Source organism: Microbulbifer sp. ABF4_148 (assembly GCF_056158985.1).
The window spans coordinates 2,189,355-2,214,990 of sequence record NZ_JBSWUI010000001.1 but is presented as its reverse complement, the minus strand read 5'-3'; the positions used below and the strand labels follow the sequence as shown (position 1 = coordinate 2,214,990).

Sequence of the window (25,636 nt, the reverse complement as noted above, 5' to 3'; positions counted from 1 at the left end):
CGCACAGGACAGTCAACAATAAAAATTCAGGGAGAGCACCATGAACGCCATCAGCCCGACCGAAAAGCTTCTGGTCGAAATCAGGGATCACATTGCCATCCTGACCATCAATAATCCGCCCGCTAATACCTGGGACCGGGAAAGCCTCAGCGGTCTCAAGACAATTATCCATCGCCTGAATGCGCTGGAAAAAACAACCGCCCTCGTCATTCATGGCCAGGGCGAAAAATTCTTCTCTGCCGGTGCTGACCTGAAGCAGTTTGCTTCCGGAGACAAGGCAATGGCCGCTGACGTCGCGCGTCTGTTCGGTGAAGCCTTTGAAGCCATGGCGCTGTTTGAAGGGGTGACCATTGCAGCAGTCAATGGCTACGCCATGGGCGGCGGACTCGAGTGTGCCCTCGCCTGCGATATCCGTTTTTTTGAAGCGCATGCACAAGCCGCGCTGCCCGAGGCCAAGGTCGGGCTGCTGCCCTGCGCCGGGGGCACCCAGCGACTGAGCTGGCTCGTCGGCGAAGGCTGGACGTCTCGCATGATTCTGTGTGGTGAACGTGTCGATGCAGAAACCGCAAAAAGCATCGGGCTGGCACAGGAAGTCGTGCCGAAAGGGCAAGCCCTCGAGCAGGCCATCGTGCTCGCCAGCCAGGTCGCACAGCAGAGTCCCGATGCGGTGCGCAGCTGTAAACGCCTGATGATACAGGCGAGAGAGCATGCCTTGTCCGCAGGACTGAAATCCGAGCGCACGCTCTTTGCGGACCTCATTGGCGGGCAAAACCAGCTGGAAGGGACCAACGCCTTTCTGGAAAAGCGTCATCCCGCCTGGCAGTAGCTGCAGAACAATCATCAAACCGGACCAGAGAACACCCATGACCGGAGATATCATCGCCGAGGTTCAACCGGCCCAACGCGGCGCGATCGGCATCCTTACCCTGAACGCCAGCCAACGGTTAAACAGCCTGTCACTGGACATGGTGCGAGCGCTGTACAGACAATTACTGGAATGGCAGAAAGACGAGGCCATTGCTGCCGTATTCCTGCAGGGTGCCGGAGACAAGGCCTTTTGTGCGGGCGGCGACGTCCAGCAACTCTACCGTTCCGCGGTGGCTGCCGACGGCGGCCCCAACAATTATGCGGAAACTTTTTTCCTCGAGGAATACCGTCTCGACTACCTGATCCATACGTTTGGCAAACCGGTGATCTGCTGGGGGCATGGCATTGTCATGGGTGGCGGCCTTGGCCTGATGGCAGGCGCCTCGCACAGGGTAGGCACCGAACGCACCCGCATCGCCATGCCGGAAATTACCATCGGGCTTTACCCGGATGTCGGCGGAACTTACTTCCTCAGCCGCATGCCCCATCGGCTGGGTCTGTTTCTGGGACTCACTGCAACCTCGCTGAATCTTACCGATGCCCTTTATGTTGGTTTGGTGGATCGCGCGGTACCGTCAGAAAAGCGCGAGGAAATACTCGAGCAACTGTGCGGCCAGGCATGGCAGCCGGGCACCAACATAGGTCCGAACGTGGACGCCAACCATGCGATCGCCAGCGAACTCCTGTCCGCTTATGCACACGACGACCTGCCCGCGGCGCAGCTCCAACCCTTAGGTCAAAAAATTGAAATGGCCTGCAGCCAGTCCACCCCGGCCAAAATCATCGCGGCGATTCTCGACTTGCCGGGTGATGCAAAATGGCTGCATAAAGCCAAGGCAGCGCTCCAGGCAGGCTCACCGTTGTCCGCTCGACTCATCTACGAGCAGCTCGAACGCTGCGCCGACTGCTCACTTGCCGACGCCTTCAGGGCAGAATTACAGCTCTCCACCCATGTGGTGCGTTTTCCAGATTTTGCGGAGGGTGTGCGAGCACTGCTCATCGACAAGGACAACAAGCCCCGCTGGCGATTCGATGACCTCGACCAGATTCCACAGCCGCTGATCGAGTCATTCTTTGAGCCACCGTGGAGCCAGCATCCCCTTTCCGACCTGTAATCGAATTCCCCGGAGGAATCATCCATGACAACAATCGCATTTATCGGGCTGGGCAATATGGGCGGCCCCATGGCAGCCAACCTTGTGGCAGCAGGTCACGATGTTCGAGTATTCGACCTGTCCACGGCCGCCGTCGAAACCCTGGCCCAACGGGGCGCGATCGCCGCCAAGAGCGCTGCCGACGCGGCGCAAAATGCGGCAGTAGTGATCTCTATGTTGCCGGCGGGGCAACATGTGGCCGCTCTATACCTGGGTAATGACGACGCCCCCGGACTACTCGATACCCTCAGCCCGGAATGCCTGGTGCTCGACTGCTCCACCATCGACGTCGATACCGTACGACGGGTCCAGCAGAAAGCCACCGAGAGAGGACAACAATTTCTCGACGCGCCCGTCTCCGGCGGAGTAGCCGCTGCCCAGGCCGGCACACTGACATTTATGTGCGGCGGCGAAAAAGCCGGATTTGCGCGGGCGGAATCCATTTTGTCCGCAATGGGCAAGAACATTTTTCATGCCGGTGGCCACGGCGCGGGACAGGTCGCCAAGATGTGCAACAACATGTTGCTTGCTATTCATATGATCGGGACCAGCGAGGCTCTGAAGATGGGCGCAAACAGCGGCCTGGACCCCAGCATCCTTTCTGAGATCATGCTCAAAAGCTCCGGCCGCAACTGGTCACTGGAACTGTACAATCCCTATCCTGGCGTGATGGACAGCCCGGCTTCACGGGGCTACCAGCCAGGTTTTATGGTGGATTTAATGAGCAAAGACCTGGGGCTCGCCATGGACAACGCGAAGGAAACCAACAGCAAAGTGCCGCTGGGCCAGCATGCGGCAGCACTCTATCGCGAGAAGCAGTCCGCGGGAGACGGCAAGAAAGACTTCTCCAGTATTCTTGAGCTACTCGAACACGCCTGAGGTCATCGCAAATTCGGGAATGCCATCAAAACGGATTCCGGCCCTGCTTCGGCAGGGGACGGTGACGTATCCGTTATAAGGTGCAAGAACCTGGTGGAAGGTCTATTAAACGCCAAGGGCAGCATTCAATTGACGATGCATATTCTGCACACCGGGCTCGTTGCGGCCAATCATCACCTTGCGCGGAATGCCTGCAGATAGCCCGCGATGGACACGGTCGACCAGCTGATAGTCCTCGGTTACGGCCACATCATTGATCATCTGGAAATAATCCTCGAATGCCTGCTGTTCCTCAGCGTCTTTTGGCGCTGCAGGAATAAACATGCTGTGGTAAACCACGGACTGGTCCGGGCTAACCGGATAAACCCTCCAGGTTTGGAAGTGGTCATTCACAATAAAGATGACGGTATTCGGGAAGATATAGTTGACGTAGGACGTGTATTCCCGCGGTTGCCACTGGGACTCCGGCAAGTCCTTGAGCTCTTTGATCTGCAGCGAGGGGGAGCTCATGGCATGGTTGCGGCCAAACTGACGATAGTGCGCGATATTGCCGTACGCCATCTTGGCGATACTGTCAGGATGCAAAAAATCGAAATGATAAAACTCATGGAAGGTATCCATATTGAGTTTCCAACTGAATGCGGTGTCGACTTTCTTCATCCCCAGAAAATAGTGGTCGTCGAAACCAAATCTAGAGAGACGCTCCTGAATCCCCCCCAGCACCTCCTCAATATCAAACCGTAAGTCCGGGTTCGGCATCACGAAGATCATGCCATAGCGTTCCTCTACCTGCAGCGAACGCAGGCCAAGTGATTGCCGGTCTACGCCAGGAAAACCTTCATTACCGCCCGGAATACCGACCAGACCTCCTTCAAGGTTATAAGTCCATCCATGGTAGGGGCAGGAAAACAGTCTGCCTTTTTTCGCCTGGCCACTGGCGCACTGTGTCAGGGGTGCGCCACGATGCGAGCAGATGTTGACGAACGCGTTCAGTTCCCCCAACGCATTACGCACAATGAGAATCGGGACACCGGTATCATCAAAGGTGAAGTAATCGCCGGGATTCGGGATCAGGCAGCTGGGCCCGACAAACTGTGCATGGTCGCGGAACAATGTGCGCTTTTCGCGGACAAAACGCTCAGGATCGGTGTACTCGCTGATGTCGATCTGCATGATATCGTCAGCCAGCGTGGTGGTATTCTCGTCGACCAGACGCATGAGTGTCTTGACTTCATCGAGCAATAAATGTCGCTGCATTGACGCCTCCCCGGCTCAACCAATATACGGGCGCAAGGTACCAGGGATTAAAAAAATGGGCTCTGCGCGAGCCCTACAATCCCAGCACGAATTTGGCCACAATGTTGCGCTGAACCTCCTGTGAACCGCCAAAGATGGAGGCGGCGCGATTATTCAGGTAACGCGGAACAATCGAGCTAACATAATTGGGCCGCTCGTCACTGCCATCGTCAACCGGATCCATCGGGATCCCCTGGTATCCAATCACTTCAACTGCCAGCTCATTGACCGCTTGTTCAATTCGGGTATAGGTGAGTTTCATCACCGAAGACTCTGGCCCTGGTGTTCCCCCACTACTGAGAGACGACAAGATGCGCAGTTCGATAATTTCCAGTGCCTGCAGGTCAATATCGATTCGCGCCACTTTGCGGGCAATCGAGCCGGTACGATCGAAGCCAGGGTTCGTCTCCCGCACATCGTCGATCAGCGCCTTGAGTTGATTCAGCTCGTGGCGAATTCGGTCACCACTGAAACCACCACCGCGCTCAAACTCGAGCAGGTACTTGGCATAAGTCCAGCCCTTGTTCTCCTCGCCAATTCGATTGGATTGCGGGATCCGAACATTGTCAAAGAAGACCTGATTCACCTCATGGTCGCCCGCCATGGTGATAATGGGCTCAACGGAAATCCCCGGCGTGCGCATATCCACGAGTAAAAAGCTGATGCCATGCTGTGGCTTGCACTGGCTGTCGGTCCGCACCAGGCAGAAAATGTGATCCGCGAGATGGGCATGTGTTGTCCAGATTTTGGACCCATTCAGCACGTAATCGTCACCATCGCGTTCGGCCTTCAGTTTCAGACTCGCCAGATCCGATCCGGCACCGGGCTCAGAGTAGCCCTGGCACCAGTAGTGCTCTCCACTCAGCATCTTGGGCAGGTATTCCGCCTTCTGTTCTTCCGTACCGAACGCCATCAGAACGGGCGCGAGCATCAGCAATCCGAGCGGAATCAGCATAGGCGCACCCGCGTGGTAACACTCTTTACTGAAGAGGTACTTTTGTGTTGCCGTCCACCCCGTACCACCATGCTCTACCGGCCACTGAGGCACTGCCCAGCCTTTTTCCGCGAGAATCCCCTGCCATTCCAGTGCAACGGCTTTGTCCACGAACACGCCACTGCCATTGCGTGTTGCCGCGACGATATGTTCGGGGAGGTTGTCCTGAAGAAACGCACGCACTTCCTGCTGAAACGCCAGCTCTTCCTGGCTAAACGATAGGTCCATTCTCACTGCCCCCTGGGTACAAAACAGTCAGAGCGGTTCGCGCCCGCCCCGGCCTTCGCGTTACTGTGCAATGGGATCCATCGCCCAACGGATACCTCTTCGCAGCAACTCATAGAATTCATCGGTGCGCCAGGCGCCCTCTTCGGGCTCCGGATACTCTTCAATGGCGGGTTGCATATCGTATTTGCCACGGCAATGGCCAAGCGTGAGATACAATACCTGTCCATCTCCATACGGATGGATATAGAGCACAGGCTGTATATCGTCCTCTTTCACCCAGTCATTACTCGTGAAATTTTCTACCGGGTCATTCCAGTGGGTATGCAACAGGGTCTGGTATTCGCCGTGGAATTTGCTCAGGTACAGTTCGTCGTCCACCTTGAACGAGGGAATGCCCTTCACCAGAGGATGATCCGGCTCGGTTGCCTTGACCTCATATTCGTGAATCGGCGGGTGGGCCATGAACTGACTGCCGAGCATCTGCATAAAGGGAACGTTGTCTTCCGGGCAATCAACGGTAAAGTCACCATCATTGACCAGAAAACGTAAAATCGAGTTGGTACCGTGCAAGGCAAACCATTTCTTGCCACTGCGCACATAGTCGCATAGACGTGATGTCTGCTCAGGCGTCGGAATCACATCACATGTGTAGGTGATGATGAAATCAGACGCACAAATCGCCTCAATATCGCTGTAATCGGCACCTACCTGGACTTTTACCCGGGGCTGCTCTGCGAGCAGCTTCAACAGCTCCAGGCGGGCATGGTCAATATTGTGGTACTTACCACCGGCAACGAGATAGACATCTATACGATCACTTTTACCCATAGCATCCCCCGGTTGTTCACAAAGAAGAATACGCGGGCGCCCGCGGCGGACGCCCATCGTGATGCGGTTCCCGATTCAGGTTACAGCTGTACCCGCTTGGTAAATCCACCGTCTGCCACCAGGTTCACCCCGGTAATGAGACTGGCTGCCGGGCTCGCCAGGAAAGTCACGGCGTTGGCAATTTCCTCCGGACTACCCATACGGCCCTGAGGAATTTGCGCCAGCGTGCCGTCGTACAATTCGGCCATGTTTTCCTTGATAAAGTCCCAGGCTCCGCCCTCGACAAATACCGGCCCCGGAGACACACAGTTGACGCGGATCCCCTGCCCGGCAACCGCCTGGCTCAATTGCTTGCCATAAATGACCAGAGCGCCTTTCAAGGCATTGTAGGGTTGAGGCCCCATAAAGGTTTCAACACCCGCAGTACTGGCGATAATGACGATGGAGGCCGCTTGCGAATGCTCCAGGAAAGGCATTGCCGCCTCTACACCGCGTGTCGTACCCAGCACGTCGACATTCAGGTTGTTGATCCAACCCTCATCGCCCATGTTGCCGCCACCAGCACTTACGTTAGGCACGAAGATATCGATACCGCCCAGCTCGTCGCCGACGCGCGCCACCCATGCCTGATAGGAATCCTTGTCCGCAACATCCACTACCGAGCCAAGCACTTTGACACCCTTGGCACTGAGAGCGCTTACCGCGGACTCCACCTCTTCCTGGTTCCTGGAGCAAATGGCGAGGTCCACACCTTCGCTGGCCAATTGTTCTGCTATCGCACGTCCAATGCCGCGCGTCGCACCTGTAATGACTGCCTTTTTTCCGGAAAGCCCGAGATCCATAACAATCTCCTAGTCTGTTGGTGGCTGCCCTGATCAGACGGGTAGTACAGGCCGGGGCAGTTTTATTGGTTATTTAGCGACCATCGAACAGCAGGGTAGCAAACCTCAAAAGCAAAAACAATCAGTGTTGACTGTTTGTTTTTGCTTGGATAGGCTGTCTGCAAGGATTCAGATTCCAGCGTTCGACCGGACCGGTTAGGCGCTCTGCATCCCGCTGTAAGCGGTACAAAAAAGTCACGCAAACCATTGGGATACCACTATGAAAGCAGCGGTGTTTAAAGAGGTTGGTCAGCCACTGAGTGTTGAGACCGTTGAGGATCCAACCCCCGAACCCGGAGAACTGGTCATGAAAGTCGCTTATTGCGGCGTTTGTGGCACCGATCTACACGCTACCCGTGAGGGGCTGACCACCGCCTGTTGTGGACAAATTCTCGGTCACGAGTTTGTCGGCGAGATTGCCGAGGTCGGCAAAGCGGCCGAAGGAAACTGGCAAGTTGGCGATCGGGTTTGCGCACTACCGTTTATCGGTTGCGGGAAATGCGCAGCCTGCTCCACCGGGCAGTTTTTCCAGTGCGAAGAGAAAAAGGTATCCGGTGTAAATGACCAGGGCGGCTTCGCTGATTACGTCACTACCGGGGCTCGCGAAACCATTCTGATTCCGGACAATCTGGATCTCGAGACCGCGGCCCTGGTTGAACCACTTGCGGTCGGTTTACATGCCGTACGCGTCGCCAACCTGAAGGCCGGAGATCGCGTGCTGATTATGGGAGCGGGGCCGATTGGCCTGACAGTCGCACTATGGGCCAAGTTCTTCGGTGCCCGGGATGTGGTTGTCAGCGAGCTTGCCGAATCCCGAGCGGAACTGGCAAAAAAGATGGGGGCCAATCATGTGGTCCAGCCAGATGTCAGTGCCGGTGCCCCCGCATTGCTTGAGCAATTTGGCGACCTGACCGGTTCTACACCCGATATCATCTTCGAGTGTGTTGGCGCACCCGGCCTGTTACAGCAGTGTATGGAAATGGCCCCTTATGGGGGCAAGATTGTGCCGGTCGGTGTCTGCGAGCAACCCGACAACATCATGCCCTTCCTGGGTCTGGTCAAGGAGCTCAATCTGCAATTCGCCATTGCCTACACCAAAGACGATTTTGAAACGTCCATTGCCATGCTGGCAGAACGACGTATTGATATAAAGCCCATGATTACCGATGTGATCAGCCTGGATGACCTGCCCGGTGTTTTTGAAGCACTGAGAACACCAACCCACCAATGCAAGGTGCTTACACAGGTCAGCCAGTAACACCGTACCGACTTTGTCGCCCCCCTGAACGCCTCCTGTAGGCCAGGCTTGGGCCCACGTTTGTGGGCCCTTTTTTTATTTCCTGAATAGTCGACCCTGCCTGCCCCTGTTACGTGGTGGCAATCAGTTCTTCATGATCGCGCACACTGGAGCGCACCAGCGTCCGCTTCGGGCCGCAACCACGCTTGCGCGCATTCACCGGGGTATTCACCACCTCTTTGAGAGGAGCCGCAAAAAATGACGAGCGTACGCGCTCGATCGGTACCTCGCCATAGGTTGTCGTACGCTGTGCCGGCGCCCGCCCCATCCTCTGGATCAGTTCATCCATACTGGCGGGCGTCTTCTCCTGCCCATGTGCCGCACCCGCAGACCGGGTGATGGTCTCGTTCATCAGGGTGCCCCCCAAATCGTTGGCACCACTATTGAGGCAGGCTGCGATACCCGCCTCTCCCATTTTTACCCAGGACGTCTGAATATTGTCGATGGATTGGTTTAATACCAGCCGGGCAACCGCATGCATCAACAGTGTCTCCCGGAACGTCGGTCCCATCCTGGCGTTGCCCTTCAGGTACATCGGAGACTCCTGGGCGACAAAGGGCAAGGGGACGAACTCGGTAAACCCTCCGGTACGTGACTGAACATCGCGTACACGCAACAGGTGACGCGCCCAGTGAATCGGGCGGTCTACATGACCGAACATAATCGTGGCCGTGGTCCTGAGCCCGACTTCATGGGCAGTTTCGACCACTTCCAGCCACTCTTCGGTATTCAGCTTGTCTGCACAGATTACTTTCCGCACTTCATCGTCCAGTACCTCCGCTGCGGTGCCTGGCAAGCTGCTCAAACCCGCTTGTTTGAGTGCCTGCAGAAACTGCCGAACGGGGATACCCATCGTCTTGGCACCCTGCCAAACCTCGAGAGGTGAAAACGCATGGACATGCATGTCCGGGGTCACGGACTTGATCGCTCGCAGAATGGCCAGATAGGTTTCACCGGTGTAGTCCGGGTGAATTCCGCCCTGCATACACACTTCTGTGGCGCCGCGCTCCCATGCCTCCAGAGACCGGCGCTGGATTTCATCCATTGAGAGGTCGTAAGGTAACCCACGTAAATTCTCGCTGAGCTTCCCTTTGGAGAAGGCGCAGAACTGGCATTTGAAATAGCAAATGTTGGTGTAATTGATATTACGGTTCACCACATACCGGACGGTTTCGCCGTTGACTGCCTGACGCAGGCGATTGGCCTGGCCACAGACAAAGGCAACTTCGGGCCCCCGAGCCTGGAATAACCGCTCAATGTCCTGTTCCGCCAGACGTTCACCACGAGATGCCCTGGCGACCAGGAGCTTCACTTCTTCACTGACGCAGCGATCGTCGCTGACTGACTCCAGCTCCCCAGAAACATGGGCTGGCGCAGCGGCGCTTTGCCCGGATACCCAGCCATCAGTACGAGGGTAGCCGTCGCTATCCAGCATTTGCAAAACGGGCTGCTGTAATGCCGAATCCAGCCATTCACGCCCCGCGAGTGCATACTCCGGATAGATGGTAAGACGCTGTTGCAGATACTTGCCGGACAACGCCGACTCCCTTGCCAGCTTTTCCACATGAGGCCAGGGTGCCTCGGGATTGACGAAGTCCGGTGTCACCGGAGATACACCGCCCCAGTCGTTAATCCCGGCGTCAATCAACCGCGGCAATACGCCAGGACTCAGGTTAGGCGGTGCCTGAATACTCATCTCTGCGCCGAAGAGGATACGGGCTACCGCAATTGTCCATACCAGGTCTTCAAGATCCGGCTCCGGTGACTCGGCCATCTTGGTGCCGGGCTTCGCGCGGAAGTTCTGGATAATGATTTCCTGAATATGGCCGTAGCGTGCATGTAATGCACGGATCGCCAGCAATGACTCAATACGCTCCAGGCGTGTTTCGCCAATACCAATCAGGATACCTGTGGTGAAAGGTACCCTGGCTTCGCCCGCCAGCCGCAGGGTTTCCAGGCGTCGTTCCGGCTGTTTATCCGGGGAGCCGTAATGTGGCATGCCCTTTTCACACAACCGCTTGGATGTGGATTCCAGCATGATGCCCATCGAAGCGGATACCGGGCGCAGCATCTCGATCTCGGCCTTATCCATACAACCCGCATTAATATGCGGTAGCACACTGGTGTGCTCGATCACCTGCCCGGCCACATGAGCGACATACTCCAGCGTCGACTTGAATCCCATTTCTTCCAGCGCCCGCCGCGCCACGCTATAGCGGTCTTCCGGGCGCTCACCCAACGTAAACAGGGCCTCGCGACAGCCCATCGCTTCCGCGTCCCGCACCGAAGCGAGTACTTCTTCCACGGACATATAGGGTCGTTCAATCTTCCTGGGCGTCTGGGCGAAAGTGCAATAGTGGCAAACATCGCGGCACAGCTGTGTCAGCGGGATAAACACCTTGCGGGAATACGTCACCAGATTGCGAAACTGCCCATCGCGAAGTTGCCGCGCCGCCGCCATCAGTGCCGCAGTATCGGTGTTTCCAGCGAGGGCGAGTGCCTGCTCATCTGAGGGTAAAGAATTCTCTGCATTGAAGTTCGCCATACCTACTCCTTTTGTCAGCTCACCCTGTAGTACTGCTCGTCCAAATCCGCTGCGGACTCCATGCACCTGCCTTCCAGCCGTGCACCAATGTCTGTAGAGCCTAAATAGTGAAAGGTGCCCGTCGCCCTCTCCGGGCCAGCATTGCACAGTAGTGCTTGCAAATCCTCAGGGGTATCAATGTCGGAGGATGTGCCCATCTGTGAGATGGCCTTCAGCTGCAGGCCCGCGCGAAACGTCGACCGGGCATGCGCTGCGAAACTGTCACTGCCATAAAAAAACTGCATCCCGGCGTTCGTCGGGCAGATCAGACAGTTGGTCCCACGCCCATACTTATCCGGCGCAATGGTGACGACGGAACATCGTCTTCCTGACGAACTCTGGCGGTGCATATCCAGTAGTCGGTTCAGCTCTGATATCGTCATCAGGGGCATGTCGCCATGGAGCACCATCGCCTGCTCAATACCACGCAGCGCCAGAACCTGAATCCCGGCATGCACAGCACCATTGAGGCCGGTCACCGCCAGACTCGACTCACTGATGAACTCTGCATCAAAACGATTCGCCAGGCTCCGCGCCTCGAAGTCCTGCCCTATCACCAAGACACCATCAATTTCGGGGTGGGACTGCAACACCGACAACACATCACAGACCATCGCCCGAAAAAGCCCCCGGCGCTCTGCGGCCGTCAGCACGCCAGCCAACCGCTGCTTGGCAGCATGAAACCTCTTCAGGGGTAACAGGGCCCACATAGGTACGATTCCTAAATGACGAGTTCAGGTTGCGCCAGAAGCGAAGCGTAGCGAATCACCTGTTGCGCCAGGTCAATTCGGTCTTGCAGGCTCTGCATGACGGTCGGCGTTACCAGCGTGTTCACACCCATCGCCTGAATCGCCGGTGCCTCGCTCGCATCACTCTCGTCGAGTACGAAACCATCGAGAATGTCCCCGTAGTGATCTGCCACCGCGATGGCAGACGTTGGCATGGAGAGTTCTTGCATCATCTTTGCGGTCGGCCCCTTGATCGCTTTCCCTCCCACAATGGGAGACACTGCAATAACAGGAGCGCGACAGCTGGCGAGCGCCTCGCGTACGCCGTCCAAAGACAACAGGGGCTGCACACTGACGAAAGGGTTAGATGGGCAGATGACTACACCGGCCAGGCAATCGTCCCGCAGCAAATCAAGAAACTCCGGCAGCGCTGAAGCCCGGTCTGCCCCCTCAAAACGGAAGCCCTGCACTATTGGCTCGCAGCGTTCCCGGACAAAATATTGCTGAAATCCGATTTCGCCCTTCTCTGTTTTCACCATGGTGCGAACCGGATCATTGGACATTGGCAAGAGCCTGACCGCGACACCAAGCTGGTGGCACAGGTGCGCCGTAACCTCGGAGAGCACTTTTCCGGAAGCCAGCAATTGGGTGCGGACCAGATGGGTCGCCAAATCCCGATCACCCAGCTGAAACCAGGTGTCACCACCCAGCCGTTCAAGTGCTGCGAGATTCGTCCAGGATTCCCCGGCGAGCCCCCAGCCCCTCTCCTGGTCGTTCAGGCCAGCCAGGGTATACATCACCGTATCCAGGTCAGGAGAAATACTCAGCCCCAGATGCTCGAAATCATCCGCCGTATTGGTCACCACCGTCAGCTGGGACGCCGGCAAACAATGACTGAGGCCGAGCGCTAACTTCGCGCCCCCCACTCCACCCGAAAGGGCGAGAATCTTTTTACCTTTAGACAGCAACGGCGAACTCTCCTGAAACAAGGCTAACGAAATAGATCCTGACTACGCTCACGAATCAGGCTTCCGGAGCCATGCTCGGTCCGCGGCAGATTGGCGCCACGAACGAGAACGGCTGGAACCGCTTCCGCAGCCTGCCCCATCAAAAACGACGCTGCCGCGGCCAACTCATCTGCCACGGCTACGGTCGTGGTTTCCAGCGCGCGTCCAAAAAGGTCATCTTCACCGACGAGGTCCACCAGGGGCTGCAAGCCCGCCGTACCAATGGCAAACCCGACGGTACCATTTCGCCAGGCCCGACCGGCGCTGTCGTTCATAATGATGGCGATATCTGCCCCCGTCGCGTCGCCCAGCGCCCGACGCAGCGCATCGGCACTGCGGTCGGGGTCCTCGGGTAATAGCAGAACGCGCTGGTCCGACACGTCGGACTCAATATTAGATTGGTCAATGCCGGCGTTGGCATGCACGTAGCCCAGGCGATGCTCAACGATAATGGCACCGGGGCGATGCCTGATGACCTCCACCGACTCATTCAGGATCAGCTGTACCAGCCGGGGGTCCTTGTCCGTCTTGCCAGCTAACGCTCGAGCTTCGGGAGAGATCTCAACCTGATTCAGATACGCATAGCGGTTTTCCGCTTTCGAGAAAATTTTCTGGGCGAGCACCAAAATATCGCCATCAACCAGGGAAATATCGGCTCGACCAAGGGACTGCAAAACGTAACCTGCCAAATCATCCCCTGGCTCCACCAGCGGAAAATCGGGCAAGGCAATCAGCTCCATGCGCTGCACCATCGCGATGACTTCCTTCTACCGATCAGGCTTCAACGCCGGTGACACGCACACCGGCGTGCGATTTGTACTGTTTATTGACAAAAATCAATACAGAAGTCATTGCTTCAACCGCCGCGGCATTGTCAATCGGCCCCGCATGCAAACCACGCATACCCGCGGCATTGGCAAGCTCAATCACGGTTGCGCGCGCCGCTTTGTTGTTGCCGCAGACCAGTACATCGCAATCGAGATCATCCCCCTCCTGCAAGTGAATAGCAGGGACATTCTGGAACGCAGAGACCACGTGGACCTCATCGCCAAGGAGGGATTGCGCAATCTGACCGGCAGAACCCTGCGCCGGGAGTTGAACGCGCGCAACCTTGGGAGGAACCAGCGGTACAGTCACGTCTATAAGTATCTTGCCCTGCAGCGAATGCTTGAGGGGTTCCAGGGTACTGGAATGATGGCTGAACGGGACGGTAACGACGACCACCTGCCCGCGTTCCGCGGCCTCGGTGTTATCCATGGCCTCTACGGAGGGGGTTTGCACACCACGCTGCTGCATCACGCCGCGCAGATCCTCTACTGCAGTGATCGCCTTATCCCGATTTCGGGATCCGATAATCACCTTGTAACCGGCATGTAGCCAGCGACGGGCCAAACCGGTCCCCAGCGCCCCGGTTCCGCCAAGAATGGCTATTACAGGCTTTTGCTCACTCATTGTCATTCCTATCAACTCTGCGTTCGCAGCGCCTTCCGAACTGACCTCTAGAGCTTACTACTGTTACCACACGCTCGTTTCGAAACGCTGTGACTGCGCAACAACCTAGAAAGTAATTATTATTACCTTCAAAGGTATCAGATTAAATTAAAACAATCACTCAAAAAAGACGAAATCGGATAGGCATTCATTCCATACTCCACCCTCCTGTCAAAGCGCAAACTCGAACACAATTTTGCTTCCTTCGTCGAACGAAAAGTGCAATTTTCCTCTCAACGGCAAACCTTCTGTTCCTTTCTGTTTCTGACACCCCGCGGAGATCGCCACGCGACGTCATCAGAAGAAAAAATCAGGGGGCTTCAAGCCCCCTGAAAAGCGACATCCCTGCTCAAGATACAGCCAGCAAAAAACTATTCGGCAGTATTGATATTGTAGACACGGGTATAGTGCTCCCCATTGCCGTTGATACTTGCCGCAAAATTGTTGTTGAACATTGCATGCAACGTCGTTTCTGTCACATTAATGAATTGTGTCCAATTCGTAGCATCGTCTACATTGGTCATCTTCAGGCGCATGTTGTAGTTCGGGAAAGTAGTGCCCTGCACACCGGCTCGCAGCCACTTCGGATCCTCGAAACTCCAGGCGCTGTCATTGACCATCGACAACACACCACCCGTACATCCGGACGCGTTGTATGTCACCGTCTTATTGACGCGGATACCATCGCGTATCGCCAATAACTCGCGGGTATTGTTGACGGTGCACTCGTCGTTCAACCAGAGACCATTCAGGCCCGGGTAATCTGTACGCTGACGTACAAACAGACCACGCGGTTCCGGATCACCTTCTTCCGCATTTGCCAACTGATCGCCCTCTATGGCAATGACATCTTCGGCAATGGTGCCGTCGGGCTTGGTATAGGTCACATTGTGCGAAAGATACCCGCGGGAGTTAATGAAGGGGCTACCGACTTCCATTTCCCATGACAAACCATGCCCGGGGTTTTTCACTCGCTCTGTGTCAAATACCTGGCAGTTGGCATCGGAATAGTACTTCACCAGCAGGTCCATCCGCTTACCATTGGTAAACGTCAGGTTAACGATTTGTGACTTGCCATTATTGAGAGTGTTACAGACGCCGTCCCACTGACCGTTATAGCGATTACCAACGTCACGACTGGTTTCAAACGTCTCGATAAAGGCAATCAAGTCCGCCTTATCTTCTGGACTGAAGTGACAACCAAACTTGTGTCCCTTGTTGGAGAAGAAGGGGTTCTCCGCAAAATGTTCCTCGAGCGTCGGTACAACGGTATTTCCGAACTCATCAACATAAGGAATGGTTTTCGCATAGCTGGAACGATCCTCTTCACAAGTCAGCAGCTCTTCCAGGCCACCAACGGAGGCGTTATGCAGCAGTCGATTGTTATCCCACATGGATACAAACCTGGGCGATTTCACCTGCCGGGTAATCTCCCCGGTCACACCAGCGGGGAAACGCTCAGCGAGTAGTGGAATACCATTTTCCCAACCGCCGAGCCCACCAAAGGCATCAGGATCCCAGAATGGATTCATGATATTCGCATGGGACGCCTCAACACCCAGTTCACTATGATCATAGGGACGGCTTGTCTCACCACCGGGACCATTGTGACAGCTGGTGCAGTTTGCATCGAAGATCGCCTCTCCACGCTTCGCCGCCACCATGTCGAATGTACGATCAGTGGGGAGCTCAGGCTCCTTGAGTGACTCCAGATACCGCACCAATGGCATATAACGGTATTCTTTCACCCAGTAGTTGTACTCTTCACGAGACTCTGGATAGTCCGGATCACTTGGCGTGATGGTGATGAATCCGCGTACAAACTGAACCAGGTCATAGGCACCACCATTCCAGCTCAGGCCGGCCTTTTGCGGAAACCCATGCTGCTTGTGCACATGCTCATCCGTAACGATAGAGTTGGTATTCATGATACGGGTGAGAGAATGAACACCATCGTCCTGCATGGGTCTGACAAGGAAGTCGAGTGCACCAGTCCAGGTAACCCAGTTTCTCTTTTGCTCCTCGATTGTTGACTGGATCGAGGTGAGCTCTTCAGGCTTGGAACCCGCACTGATGATGTCATTGACAACGAGGAAGGCATTCTTTGCGGCGTCCTGACCATACTTCTGATTGGAATCCGCAACCGCATCTGCAAGGGCCGCCAGCAGGCCATCCGGGTCATGTGCTTCACCAGGCATATCCAAAAGGACGGAGAGGGGAAGCTGACCCTGTGCGGCAACCATCCGCGCGTAATCAAAATCGGTATTGCCGATGCCCACGGCATAGTTGCCATCGCTCATCTTTTTGAAGTGACAGGATGCGCATGCAAAGGAGTAAACGGCAATGGCATCTTCCGGGTTATCTGCCGTTCCGAAATCACCACTGCTCGCCGCGAGACCAACCGGCAGCTGTCGTGTGCCGATCTCCGGGTTGGAGGCCGGAGCGGGAATCGTAGCAATCGGATTGGGATCTTCATACATGCCAAAGTTCGTCATGCCTGGACCGAAGAAATCGTCAAAGTAACGCAACAGCCAGTTGAATATGACCTGAGGGCCGCCAGTTGTATCGAAATGGCCATAGAAGTACAGGTACTTGCCACACTGCAGTACAGACGCGGCATCATAAGTATCAACAAAGTTATCGATGATGTACTGCTCGCGCTCAGACAGCACACCGAGGTTTGCCTCCTGATCACTGAGCTGGCTCAATACTGCATCATTATCAATGAGGTACTGATCGAGATCGGCCTGATACTGATCACAAGCCGCTTTTGTCACGTCGTACTCAATGACGGTAGCCAGATCCGGGCCGACGTCATTGGTGACACCGTTATATGACTGGTAGCCAGGTAACGGCTGTGCCTGGCTGCCTGTGGCTATTGATAGCGACACTATCGCCAATAGGAGTAGGGTATTTCTAATTATCATTCTCTCATCCTTTATTATGTTGTGTTTCTAGCTTGAATCTAACTGCATTTACTGCCCTTACTGCTGTACTACTGACTACTATGGAGATCGCGCCCGCGAATGCGGGAGCACTACAAGAAACTCCCGCCGAGGCGGGAGCGTATTACTTAGAAGTTTGCGGTGAATGCGACACCGTAGTGCCGTGGAGGGGTGTATTGACCAAAGTTGGAGACGGGCGGAATCAGGATAACCCGCGCATAGCGCTCATCGGTGAGGTTACGCCCGTAGAGACTGATCTCATACTTCTCGTCAATATTGAGGCCAAGACTCAGATTGTGGAACGCCGTCGTATCCACCAATCCGAGCGGATCATTACCGAAGATCGTTTGATACTCATCGCGCCAGCGATAATTATAATTTGCGGTAAACGCGCCGAAGCTGAAGTCCCGGACGTAATCCGCACCGACACCCAGCGTTCTTTCTGGCGCATTGCGGATCACGAGGCCAGAGTTGTCAGTCGCGATACCATCGCCACTGATATCTGCGAAGAACTCGTTATATTCCGTATCCAGCAGTCCCACGTTCATAAACAGGCTGAGATTGGCGGTAACCGCTGCGGTCAGTTCGACTTCCAGTCCCTGGATGTCTACATCCGAGGCATTTCGCACCACCGTACCGACCGATCCAGTCGAGTCTGGCACAATCACGTCTTCCTGCTTGTCGGTATAGTCACTAACAAAAGCGGTGGCATTCAAACGCAGTCGATTGTCAAACCATTCACTCTTGATGCCCGCCTCCAGGGTGTCGACGTACTCGGGATCGTATGACTGCATGCCATACACATCCTGGGTTCGAGCAAAAAAGCCACCACTCTTGAAGCCTTTTGCATAAGAACCAAACAGCATCACGTCCGGATTCAGTGTGTACTGAAGCGCAATCCGTGGAGAAAACTCATTCCAGTCATCCTCCAGCTCGGTAATGGGACCCGCGGGGACAACCACAACATTAGCCGGTACAAAGGTCAGCGCCCCGCTGCCGCCACGGAAGGTCTTCTCTTCCTGGGTAAATCGGCCACCCAAGTTCAGCATCAAGGCGTCCGTCAACTGCCAGTCGACGCTGGCAAACAGTGAGTAGGCGGTGTTGTCGCCCTCGCCGGTCAGGTCCTGGGAAATATCACCGGGGTTGTCACCAACGCCGAAGAAATACCACATGTCATAGCTTTCCTGGGTCTGCCAATAATCAGATTCCCAGTAATACAGTCCTGCCGTCAGATTGATACTCTCGGTAAGATCACCGTTAATACGCAACTCCTGGCTCGTCTGCGAGTAACGATGCGCGGCATCGACATGCAGGAAGGGGTTGCGGTTCGCATCATATTCAACGCGGAAGTCTTCTTCCCGATCTACATAGCCGGTAATGGCCGTCAGCTGCCAGTCACCAATCGCCCAGTTCATGGTCAGATTCGCGTAGTCATTCGTCACGGTCGACGTATTCGGCTCATTGACAGAGCTCTTGCCCACACCACTTTCGTCATCGAACTCCATACAACCGGAACCAAACGGAACATCGGCAACACGGATACCCGGTACTGCGCCGCCGAGCGTAGACCAGCAGGCAATACTGTCCGTAGTGCGGCTAAAGTTCGACCAGGCGCCGACTTCCGAGTCGTCTTCAATGCGTTCGAGTGTGAGTGCAACATCAAAACGCTCGGAGACATCAAAAGCCAATGTGGCACCGAGCTGCTGGTAGTCCACATCACCCAGATCTTCATTGATGATGTTGTTTTCTATATATCCGTCATGCTCGGTCTTGTTCGTATACAGTTTGACACCGCCGTTCTCACCAAGCGGCGCATTTACTACGGCACTGATTTCCCGCTTGTCCCAGTCACCGGCCCCGACTCGTACACGTGCTCCCCACTCTTTGGTGGGCGCTGTGCGGATCACGTTGACGGCACCAGCAATGGTGTTCTTGCCAAATAACGTGCCCTGCGGCCCCCTCAGGACCTCGACGCGCTCGATATCAAAGTTGTGCAGCAGCTGTCCAGCGGCGACACCGAGATACACGCCATCCACAATCACCCCGGCAGGGGGATCCAGGCTTTTGTCGGTTTCCTGAAAACTAATGCCTCGAATGGAAATAGAGGCACCATTGTTCCCAGGAATCTGATCAATAGATACGTTGGGAACATAGTTCTGAACGTCCTGGAGGCTCTGCACTGTCGGGTTGTCCAACTGTCCGGCGATCGCAGTGACGGAAACCGGCACGTCTTGCATGGATTCCGCACGCTTACGTGCCGTGACGGTGACTTCTTCAAGCGCGATTGATTCTTCCTGTGCATGCACCACCAGTGGAAAAGTGGTGACCACAGAAATAGAACCCGCTGCGGCCATCGCAGCCGTGATCTTATTCATTTTTATCATGGATCTCTCCGTCAAACTGTCTTGATTCCGAAGCGCCCAACGTATCCAGAGGCCCTGCCCAGGCTTTCGAATACTGTTGCAGTCAATCTGTTCAGGCGAGCCGGTTTTCTTTACTGGCAGCGCGTTTTCAGCGACCAGCATGTAGCCCCCAAACCACAAAACAATCAGGACATACGGTTTATAATATAGCCAGAATTATCCTTGTTGCAACAGCGTTTGATCGCATTTGTCATAGACGGATCATGCGGAAATTTGGAAATGGAGAGCGTGAGGGAAAATAGAAAAGGCAACAGAAAATCGACTACCGCGATCATCCGCGGCAGTAGAAATAGTACAGAATAGCGGTATTTTCTTGACGTTCGGACGCGTTACCAAGCGTCCCGAATACTCTGGAAAAAAGTCCAGAGTATCCGAGATCAATGATTACTCGCTCCGCGAGTGAAAGACTGCATTACGCATTGCAGCCTTTCACTCCGGAGAGGTCTCTCCTTAGAATTCAGCGGTGAACTGAACTCCATAGGTACGCGGTGCATTGTACATACCCATCTGCGACAGACCACCGATCTTCACCAGGCGAGCGTAGCGCTCATTGGTCAGATTTCTGCCATAGAGACTGATTTGATAAGACTCGTCAATCGTCAGATTGGTGCTCAAGCTGTGCAGCCCCATGGCATCAACATGACCGCGCGGATCGTTGAAAAATTCACTCTCGTACTCATCAGACCAGCGGTAGCTGTAGTTGACCGAGAGCTCACCGAATGAAGTATCGCGGTAGTAGTCAAAGCCGGCACCGAAGGTACTATCCGGTGTGTTACGCAGCTTCAGGTAGGTATTGTCGGTGGGAATTGCGCCTTCACCCGGGAATGCCTCACCATCCACATCCGCGAAGAACTCCTTGTACTCCGCATCCAGCAAACCGGCCATCATGTAGATGCTTAGCTCGGAAGTCAGTGCAGCCTGCAGTTCCAGTTCCAGTCCTGATATTTCGACGTCACCGGCATTGCGCACAATCGTGTTTACCTGGCCACCTTCCTCCGGCACCAGAATTTCTTCCTGCTTGTCGACATAGTCCGTCATAAACGCCGTAGCGTTAAAGCGTACACGGCTATCCATCCATTCACTCTTCAGGCCCGCTTCATAGGTGTCGACATACTCTGGATCGAAAGAGGCAATTGCCGCAACATTCTGGGTCCGCGCAAAGAAGCCACCACTCTTGAAGCCCTTGGCATAGGAAGCAAAGGTCATCACATCATCAGTGAGGTTATATTGCAGGGCAATGCGTGGAGAGAACTCTTTCCAGTCATCTGACAGGTTCCGGACAGGGCCAGGTGGAATAAAGCCTTGACCAAGAATCTGCGAATTCCAGCCACCTGCACCTCCGGAGAAGCTTTTCTCTTCCCAGGTGTAGCGCCCACCAAGGTTCAACGAGAGATCATCGGTCAGTGCCCAGTCGAGGCTGGCAAATACCGCACTGGCTTCACTCGCAACAGAACCATCGAGGTTCGCACTCACATCTTCCAGTGGAAGTGGGAACGGAATAGCGCCGCCCATCCCATCAGGAATGGCAAAGTCCGGGCCAAATCCCAGGTAGTACCACATGTTGAAACTATCCTGGTGCTGACGGGCATCGGACTCGAAGTAGTAGACGCCTGCAGTCAGGTTCACAGCTTCACTGAACTGGCCATTGATTCGCAGTTCCTGGGTGAATTGGGAATATTCGTGTCCACCGGTCACCGTGAGAAGCTGTACCTGGCTTGAATCCCACTCGTAGCTGTACTCTTCCTGGCGATCCTGGTAGCCAGTCACCGCTGTCAGCTGCCAGTCACCAAGATCCCAGTTCATGGTCAGCGTGGCAAAATCATCTTCGATTGATCCGGTATTCGGGCCGTTGGTGGATACACGATCCTCGTCACTACCCTGGTCGAAGCTCATACAGCCAGAACCAAAGTCGGGATTGGTCGGGTCCGCCGGAATGTTGACGATACCCGGGATGAAGAGGCCGCCGACACTCACCAGACACGCCAGGCTGGCGTCATCATTGAAGTTCGCAAAGGCACCGCGCTCCGAATCATCATCGATGCGATCATAAGAGAACAGCACGTCGAAGTTATCGGTCACATCAAATGCAATCGCGGCACCCAGCTTCAGCGAGTCCAGACCGCCTTGATCGTCACCGGTCGTGGTATTTTTCCAGTAGCCATCGCTTTGCTTTTTGTTCACAGACAGCTTCAGGCCACCAGACTCAGTGAGGGGCGTATTGACGATCGCTTTGGTCTCGATCAGGCCAAAGTCTCCGGCTCCGACTTGAATCTTGGTACCAAATTCTTTGGTCGGCTTTGAGCGAATCACATTCACCGCACCGCCGGTGGTATTTTTCCCAAATAGCGTCCCTTGCGGACCGCGCAGCACCTCAACCCGTTCCAGGTCAAAACTGTCCATCATCTGACCAGCGGTAGTGCCCATGAATACGCCGTCGATAATCACGCCTACCGGCGCTTCCATACTCTTATCGGGATCCTGATGGCTGATACCGCGGATAGAGATCGCAGCACCATTCGCACTGGCCGGGCCAAAGTCGAAATTGACATTGGGAGAGTAATTATTGATGTCCTGAAGGCTCTTTACCGCCGCGTTTTGTAGCTGGGTGGAAATCGCGGTGACCGATACCGCAACGTCCTGCAGGGATTCTGTCCGCTTACGGGCCGTCACGGTAATTTCTTCGAGAGCAACCTTCTCGTCCTGGGCGTAACCCATCAGGGGCAGCGCCATGAGTGTTGAGACTGAGCCGGCCATCGCCATCCCAGCAGTAATCTTGTTCAGTTTCCTTGTTGTGCGCATCGATCTCTCCCATCGCTTTTAGTGGTTCCCCACCGGGCTTCTGCCGACTTATTGAGAAAGTCGGTTCGCTCAACCCGATAGCACTTGAACAACTCGATACTGGTCGTTGGTTTAATTTTTATGCAGTGCAACCAATATCAGCCCTACCACAAAACAATCAGGACGTACTGTTTATGCTATACAGCGAATTAGGGCCATGGCAAGCGGCTTTTTGCGAAATTTTCAAAAAAAGCGGCCAGGTGCAGTCCATTCGCCATTCAGCGCAATCTTCCACACCACCACAAAGTAAAACCAATAGCAGCGCCATCCTTTTGATTTTTATCAAGAATTTCTTTTTGCTCAAGGTTGAAAAAGCAGCGATAAACAAAGCGGGTAATCAGTGCGATACGGTGATGATTTCTTGCGACGAATCGCGACAATAATGCCTGTAAAAGGAAAACAGGCGAAAGAAGCGATCATGACTGCTGCAGAGAGGGAAAATGAATGGAGAAGTTTTCCCGTGGATACCATAGAAGCTGCGATATCCCACGGGCATACGACGCGCTCTGCACGGTGCCGCTCAAAGCGGAAAATACAAAGAGAGTACGCCGAGTCGCGATAGATCAGAGACCGATCGCTGGTGTTACTCGTATGGTTACGGACAGAGAAATTAACCGTGTCTCGCCGTCAGCGCTACTGTAGCTCGGGGTTTTTCTCGAATGCTGGCAGTTCATCATCAACCGGTGACCACGGTGCCGCAGAGGTACTCCAGCAACTGGAGCCCACCTGAACCCAACTACTGTCGTCCAGGGAGCCGGCCTTGATAAACTTCACCGTATTCAGCTCTTCAACGTTGCTCATCACCTGTGATCCGCAGGTCGAACAAAAGCCCCGAGAGACATGCGCGCCTTCACTACCCTCAATGGTATAGGTTTTCAGCTCGCCGTGAGTAACCAGTGCTTCTGAGGGCACGAGAACAATCGTGGCCTTACCGCTACCGCTGACTCGTTGACAATCTTTACAGTGGCAATGCAGCGCTGTCACTACATACTCGCGGGGAAACTCATAGCGAAACTCCCCACAGAGGCATCCGCCTTTTACAATACCGGTCATATCCAACGACTCCATTGTTGTGCACGACGACTACAGACTGACAGTAGCGGCCCTACAGCACCAGGCAACGGATGCCTGACCTGTAAGTAGCGTCTTACCTGCTATCTGTTCAACGTCAGTCCGTCCATCCAGTTTGCATGGAATCCATTAGGCACCCTGGATGGAATAAATACTTTGGCGATCGGTCCCTGTTCCACGTCTCCCGCGCTCAAAATTGCGAGGTAACGACCATCTTCCGGATGGTTCACGTAGGTCATCAGGTAACCGTCTTCTTCTTTATCGCTATCGGGATTGGGAATATGCACCGGTTCCCCGGCATTGGCACCCTCCCCGTAATCCCAGAACTTTGATGTTCCAGTGTCCATATCGTAGGCAATGGTACCGTTGTAACCATGATTGGGGCTCTCGCCCCAATCATGGGTAGCCGCCGCGGCGAAGCCATATCGATACCGCTGTCCACATCGACGATCATCTGCCCGGGAAAACTCGCAGTAGGTGGTACCGACTTTTTCGTTGGCGACTTCGCCGGTCTTTAGGTCGAGTGTCAGGCGGTGCATATTACGCATCTGAGACTCGATACCAGTGCCCAGATCATTCGAAATTGGCATACTGTTCATCCAGACGTAGTCAATGTAAAGCTTCTGCCCGCTCTGGAAACCATTACAGAAATGCCAGCTAAAGAACGTAGGGGCATCGAACCATTGTGGCTCGCCACCCTCTCTGTGCACGACAAAAATTCTTGTTGGCCGCTCTCCTTCCCAGACAAATGGATTCTTCCCTTTCATTGCCGCTTCGATATCAGGAAATGCCGGTGCAAAGAATCCAACGATATAATCACCACAAATCTGCATATCGTGAACCATCGCCCGACGATGCATGCCGTGGATAGGTATAGAACGCTTGTGCGCGCCAGACTTGTCAAAAATTTGCACCGTAAAATATGGGGGCGTAAAGGTCTGGGTATTTGAAATAAGCTCGCCGGTACGACCGCAAATCTTCGGGTGTGCCGTTAAGCCCTCACCCGGAGATAACAGTCCGTCATAGCTATACTCATCAGCCGCCGACAGATCCGGGCTCATAACATGGGGAAATCCTGCTTCAAATAGCGCAAACAGCTTGTTGCCGTGCAGGAGAACATTCGTATTCGCAGGATTTTTCATTGGGCTGGGCGAACCGCCCGCAGCGATGGTTTCTTCGTCCACAGGGAATGGCTTGCCATGGCTACCCCAGCAGGCGCGCTGTAGCTGTTCTTCTACCTTGAACCACTGGGTGCGTACCCAGCGATTACGATAGTGCACACGCCCATCCTTGAAATAGACCGCATGGATCATGCCATCGCCGTCCACCGGATACACATAGTGATCGGGTTGCCAGGCGACATTCGGCCCATTGCGCATGAATGCCCCGGTGATATTCTCGGGAAGCTTACCTTCGACCCGAAGCCCACCCTCCCCTTCATCGAAGGTGGATTCTTCGAGTACCGGTGCGTAATTTCCCTGCAGGTAGGGAAAGCGCGCAAGGTCCATTGCGGGTCGTGTCGTCATCACCGTATTCCTAGATTATCCATATTCTTTCAGAACGCTTAACAACCATCAGCGCCTCTTCACCGAAGATAAAACACCTAACCGGCTATCGGCTCCTCTTCCGCCGCAACTCTCGCCATGGCCTGCGCAAAGAGATCCAAGTTGCCCTTTGAGCCGCGCACCTCAAGACGGGATTTCAAAATCTTCCACTCGTCGCCAATACGCTGGTAGTGGTTGGTATATTCGCCAATGACGGTAATCACATCTTGTGGGCCGGCAACAGGCAAAGCAGGATCCGGGAAAATAATATGATCTGCGACCATATAGGCCCTGCAGCTCGGTAGATCGCCAGACAGATCGACGCGAAAATTGGTAATGACATGGTGGGTGAGGTCAAAGCCACCGATATTGTGGTGCAGGCGCTTTACCCACTCATCTGCATTTTTGGGTTTATCCGGTGAAACCGTCGGGTCAACTGCAGGCCCATAATCCAGATACAGCTCATCGGCAAAACAGCGTCGGACTTTTGCCCAGTTCTTGCTATCGAGTCCTTCAGCATAGGCGTAGTAACTCGCGCGAAACTCGGACTCGAGCTGGAGTACATCCTTTTCTGTCATTGG

At 54.7% G+C, this 25,636-nt stretch carries 20 protein-coding genes; 5 read left to right on the top strand and 15 right to left on the bottom strand.

All coding sequences use genetic code 11. The annotated features are described in order from the left end of the window. The first annotated feature begins 40 nt into the window (after window positions 1-40). The 3 genes from ACXAD0_RS09605 to mmsB are packed head-to-tail and all read left to right on the top strand — an operon-like array spanning window position 41 to window position 2,900. A complete protein-coding gene (locus tag ACXAD0_RS09605; RefSeq protein WP_475088174.1) occupies window positions 41-826 on the top strand; it encodes an enoyl-CoA hydratase in 786 nt (261 codons plus the stop codon). A 37-nt stretch (window positions 827-863) separates the two neighbouring features. After that, window positions 864-1,982 (top strand): enoyl-CoA hydratase/isomerase family protein, encoded by a 1,119-nt coding sequence (locus ACXAD0_RS09600; protein WP_475088173.1) that lies wholly within the window; start codon window positions 864-866, stop codon window positions 1,980-1,982. Window positions 1,983-2,006: 24 nt separating this feature from the next. Continuing rightward, window positions 2,007-2,900 carry a 3-hydroxyisobutyrate dehydrogenase gene (gene mmsB / locus ACXAD0_RS09595; RefSeq protein WP_475088172.1) on the top strand — a complete coding sequence of 298 codons (894 nt, stop codon included), beginning with the start codon at window positions 2,007-2,009 and terminating at the stop codon, window positions 2,898-2,900. A gap of 105 nt (window positions 2,901-3,005) precedes the next feature. Here the strand turns inward: mmsB and ACXAD0_RS09590 are convergent, their stop codons facing one another. From ACXAD0_RS09590 to ACXAD0_RS09575, 4 genes are all read right to left on the bottom strand, one after another. Next, on the bottom strand, window positions 3,006-4,157 hold the full coding sequence (locus ACXAD0_RS09590) for an aromatic ring-hydroxylating oxygenase subunit alpha (RefSeq protein ID WP_475088170.1): 1,152 nt from the start codon (window positions 4,155-4,157) through the stop codon (window positions 3,006-3,008). A gap of 73 nt (window positions 4,158-4,230) precedes the next feature. Next, the gene (locus ACXAD0_RS09585) at window positions 4,231-5,418 is read right to left on the bottom strand and encodes an acyl-CoA dehydrogenase family protein (protein ID WP_475088169.1); all 1,188 of its coding nucleotides are present in this window, start codon (window positions 5,416-5,418) and stop codon (window positions 4,231-4,233) included. Between the two features lie 60 nt (window positions 5,419-5,478). Continuing rightward, window positions 5,479-6,246, bottom strand: coding sequence for a ThuA domain-containing protein (locus ACXAD0_RS09580; protein ID WP_475088168.1), 768 nt, complete (start codon window positions 6,244-6,246; stop codon window positions 5,479-5,481). Between the two features lie 80 nt (window positions 6,247-6,326). Then, window positions 6,327-7,088 carry an SDR family NAD(P)-dependent oxidoreductase gene (locus ACXAD0_RS09575; protein WP_475088167.1) on the bottom strand — a complete coding sequence of 254 codons (762 nt, stop codon included), beginning with the start codon at window positions 7,086-7,088 and terminating at the stop codon, window positions 6,327-6,329. A gap of 259 nt (window positions 7,089-7,347) precedes the next feature. Between ACXAD0_RS09575 and ACXAD0_RS09570 the strand changes: the two genes are divergently transcribed. Then, a complete protein-coding gene (locus tag ACXAD0_RS09570; protein ID WP_475088166.1) occupies window positions 7,348-8,385 on the top strand; it encodes a zinc-binding dehydrogenase in 1,038 nt (345 codons plus the stop codon). Between the two features lie 109 nt (window positions 8,386-8,494). On the opposite strand, the gene cofH is transcribed toward ACXAD0_RS09570, so the two are convergent. From cofH to ACXAD0_RS09530, 8 genes are all read right to left on the bottom strand, one after another. After that, window positions 8,495-10,969 carry a 5-amino-6-(D-ribitylamino)uracil--L-tyrosine 4-hydroxyphenyl transferase CofH gene (cofH, locus tag ACXAD0_RS09565; RefSeq protein ID WP_475088165.1) on the bottom strand — a complete coding sequence of 825 codons (2,475 nt, stop codon included), beginning with the start codon at window positions 10,967-10,969 and terminating at the stop codon, window positions 8,495-8,497. 14 nt (window positions 10,970-10,983) lie between these two features. Beyond that, on the bottom strand, window positions 10,984-11,718 hold the full coding sequence (gene cofC, locus ACXAD0_RS09560) for a 2-phospho-L-lactate guanylyltransferase (protein ID WP_475088164.1): 735 nt from the start codon (window positions 11,716-11,718) through the stop codon (window positions 10,984-10,986). An 11-nt stretch (window positions 11,719-11,729) separates the two neighbouring features. Continuing rightward, window positions 11,730-12,704: a 2-phospho-L-lactate transferase gene (gene cofD, locus ACXAD0_RS09555; protein WP_475088163.1), complete on the bottom strand. Its 975-nt coding sequence runs from the start codon at window positions 12,702-12,704 to the stop codon at window positions 11,730-11,732. Between the two features lie 23 nt (window positions 12,705-12,727). Next, window positions 12,728-13,495, bottom strand: coding sequence for a coenzyme F420-0:L-glutamate ligase (gene cofE, locus ACXAD0_RS09550; RefSeq protein WP_475088162.1), 768 nt, complete (start codon window positions 13,493-13,495; stop codon window positions 12,728-12,730). 22 nt (window positions 13,496-13,517) lie between these two features. Further along, window positions 13,518-14,195 (bottom strand): NADPH-dependent F420 reductase, encoded by a 678-nt coding sequence (npdG, locus tag ACXAD0_RS09545; protein ID WP_475088161.1) that lies wholly within the window; start codon window positions 14,193-14,195, stop codon window positions 13,518-13,520. 410 nt (window positions 14,196-14,605) lie between these two features. Continuing rightward, a complete protein-coding gene (locus ACXAD0_RS09540) occupies window positions 14,606-17,161 on the bottom strand; it encodes a hypothetical protein (RefSeq protein WP_475088160.1) in 2,556 nt (851 codons plus the stop codon). A gap of 146 nt (window positions 17,162-17,307) precedes the next feature. Continuing rightward, the gene (locus ACXAD0_RS09535) at window positions 17,308-19,563 is read right to left on the bottom strand and encodes a TonB-dependent receptor (protein ID WP_475088159.1); all 2,256 of its coding nucleotides are present in this window, start codon (window positions 19,561-19,563) and stop codon (window positions 17,308-17,310) included. A 489-nt stretch (window positions 19,564-20,052) separates the two neighbouring features. After that, window positions 20,053-22,401: a TonB-dependent receptor gene (locus ACXAD0_RS09530; RefSeq protein ID WP_475088158.1), complete on the bottom strand. Its 2,349-nt coding sequence runs from the start codon at window positions 22,399-22,401 to the stop codon at window positions 20,053-20,055. Between ACXAD0_RS09530 and ACXAD0_RS09525 the strand changes: the two genes are divergently transcribed. Beyond that, entirely contained in the window at window positions 22,392-22,823 is a 432-nt protein-coding gene (locus tag ACXAD0_RS09525) for a hypothetical protein (protein WP_475088157.1), read from the top strand. The genes ACXAD0_RS09530 and ACXAD0_RS09525 overlap by 10 nt on opposite strands. Before the next feature lie 250 nt (window positions 22,824-23,073). On the opposite strand, the gene ACXAD0_RS09520 is transcribed toward ACXAD0_RS09525, so the two are convergent. From ACXAD0_RS09520 to ACXAD0_RS09510, 3 genes are all read right to left on the bottom strand, one after another. Then, window positions 23,074-23,493 (bottom strand): GFA family protein, encoded by a 420-nt coding sequence (locus ACXAD0_RS09520; RefSeq protein ID WP_475088156.1) that lies wholly within the window; start codon window positions 23,491-23,493, stop codon window positions 23,074-23,076. A gap of 101 nt (window positions 23,494-23,594) precedes the next feature. After that, a complete protein-coding gene (locus ACXAD0_RS09515; RefSeq protein ID WP_475088155.1) occupies window positions 23,595-25,037 on the bottom strand; it encodes a carotenoid oxygenase family protein in 1,443 nt (480 codons plus the stop codon). Window positions 25,038-25,114: 77 nt separating this feature from the next. Next, a complete protein-coding gene (locus ACXAD0_RS09510) occupies window positions 25,115-25,633 on the bottom strand; it encodes a nuclear transport factor 2 family protein (protein ID WP_475088154.1) in 519 nt (172 codons plus the stop codon). Window positions 25,634-25,636: the final 3 nt, after the last annotated feature.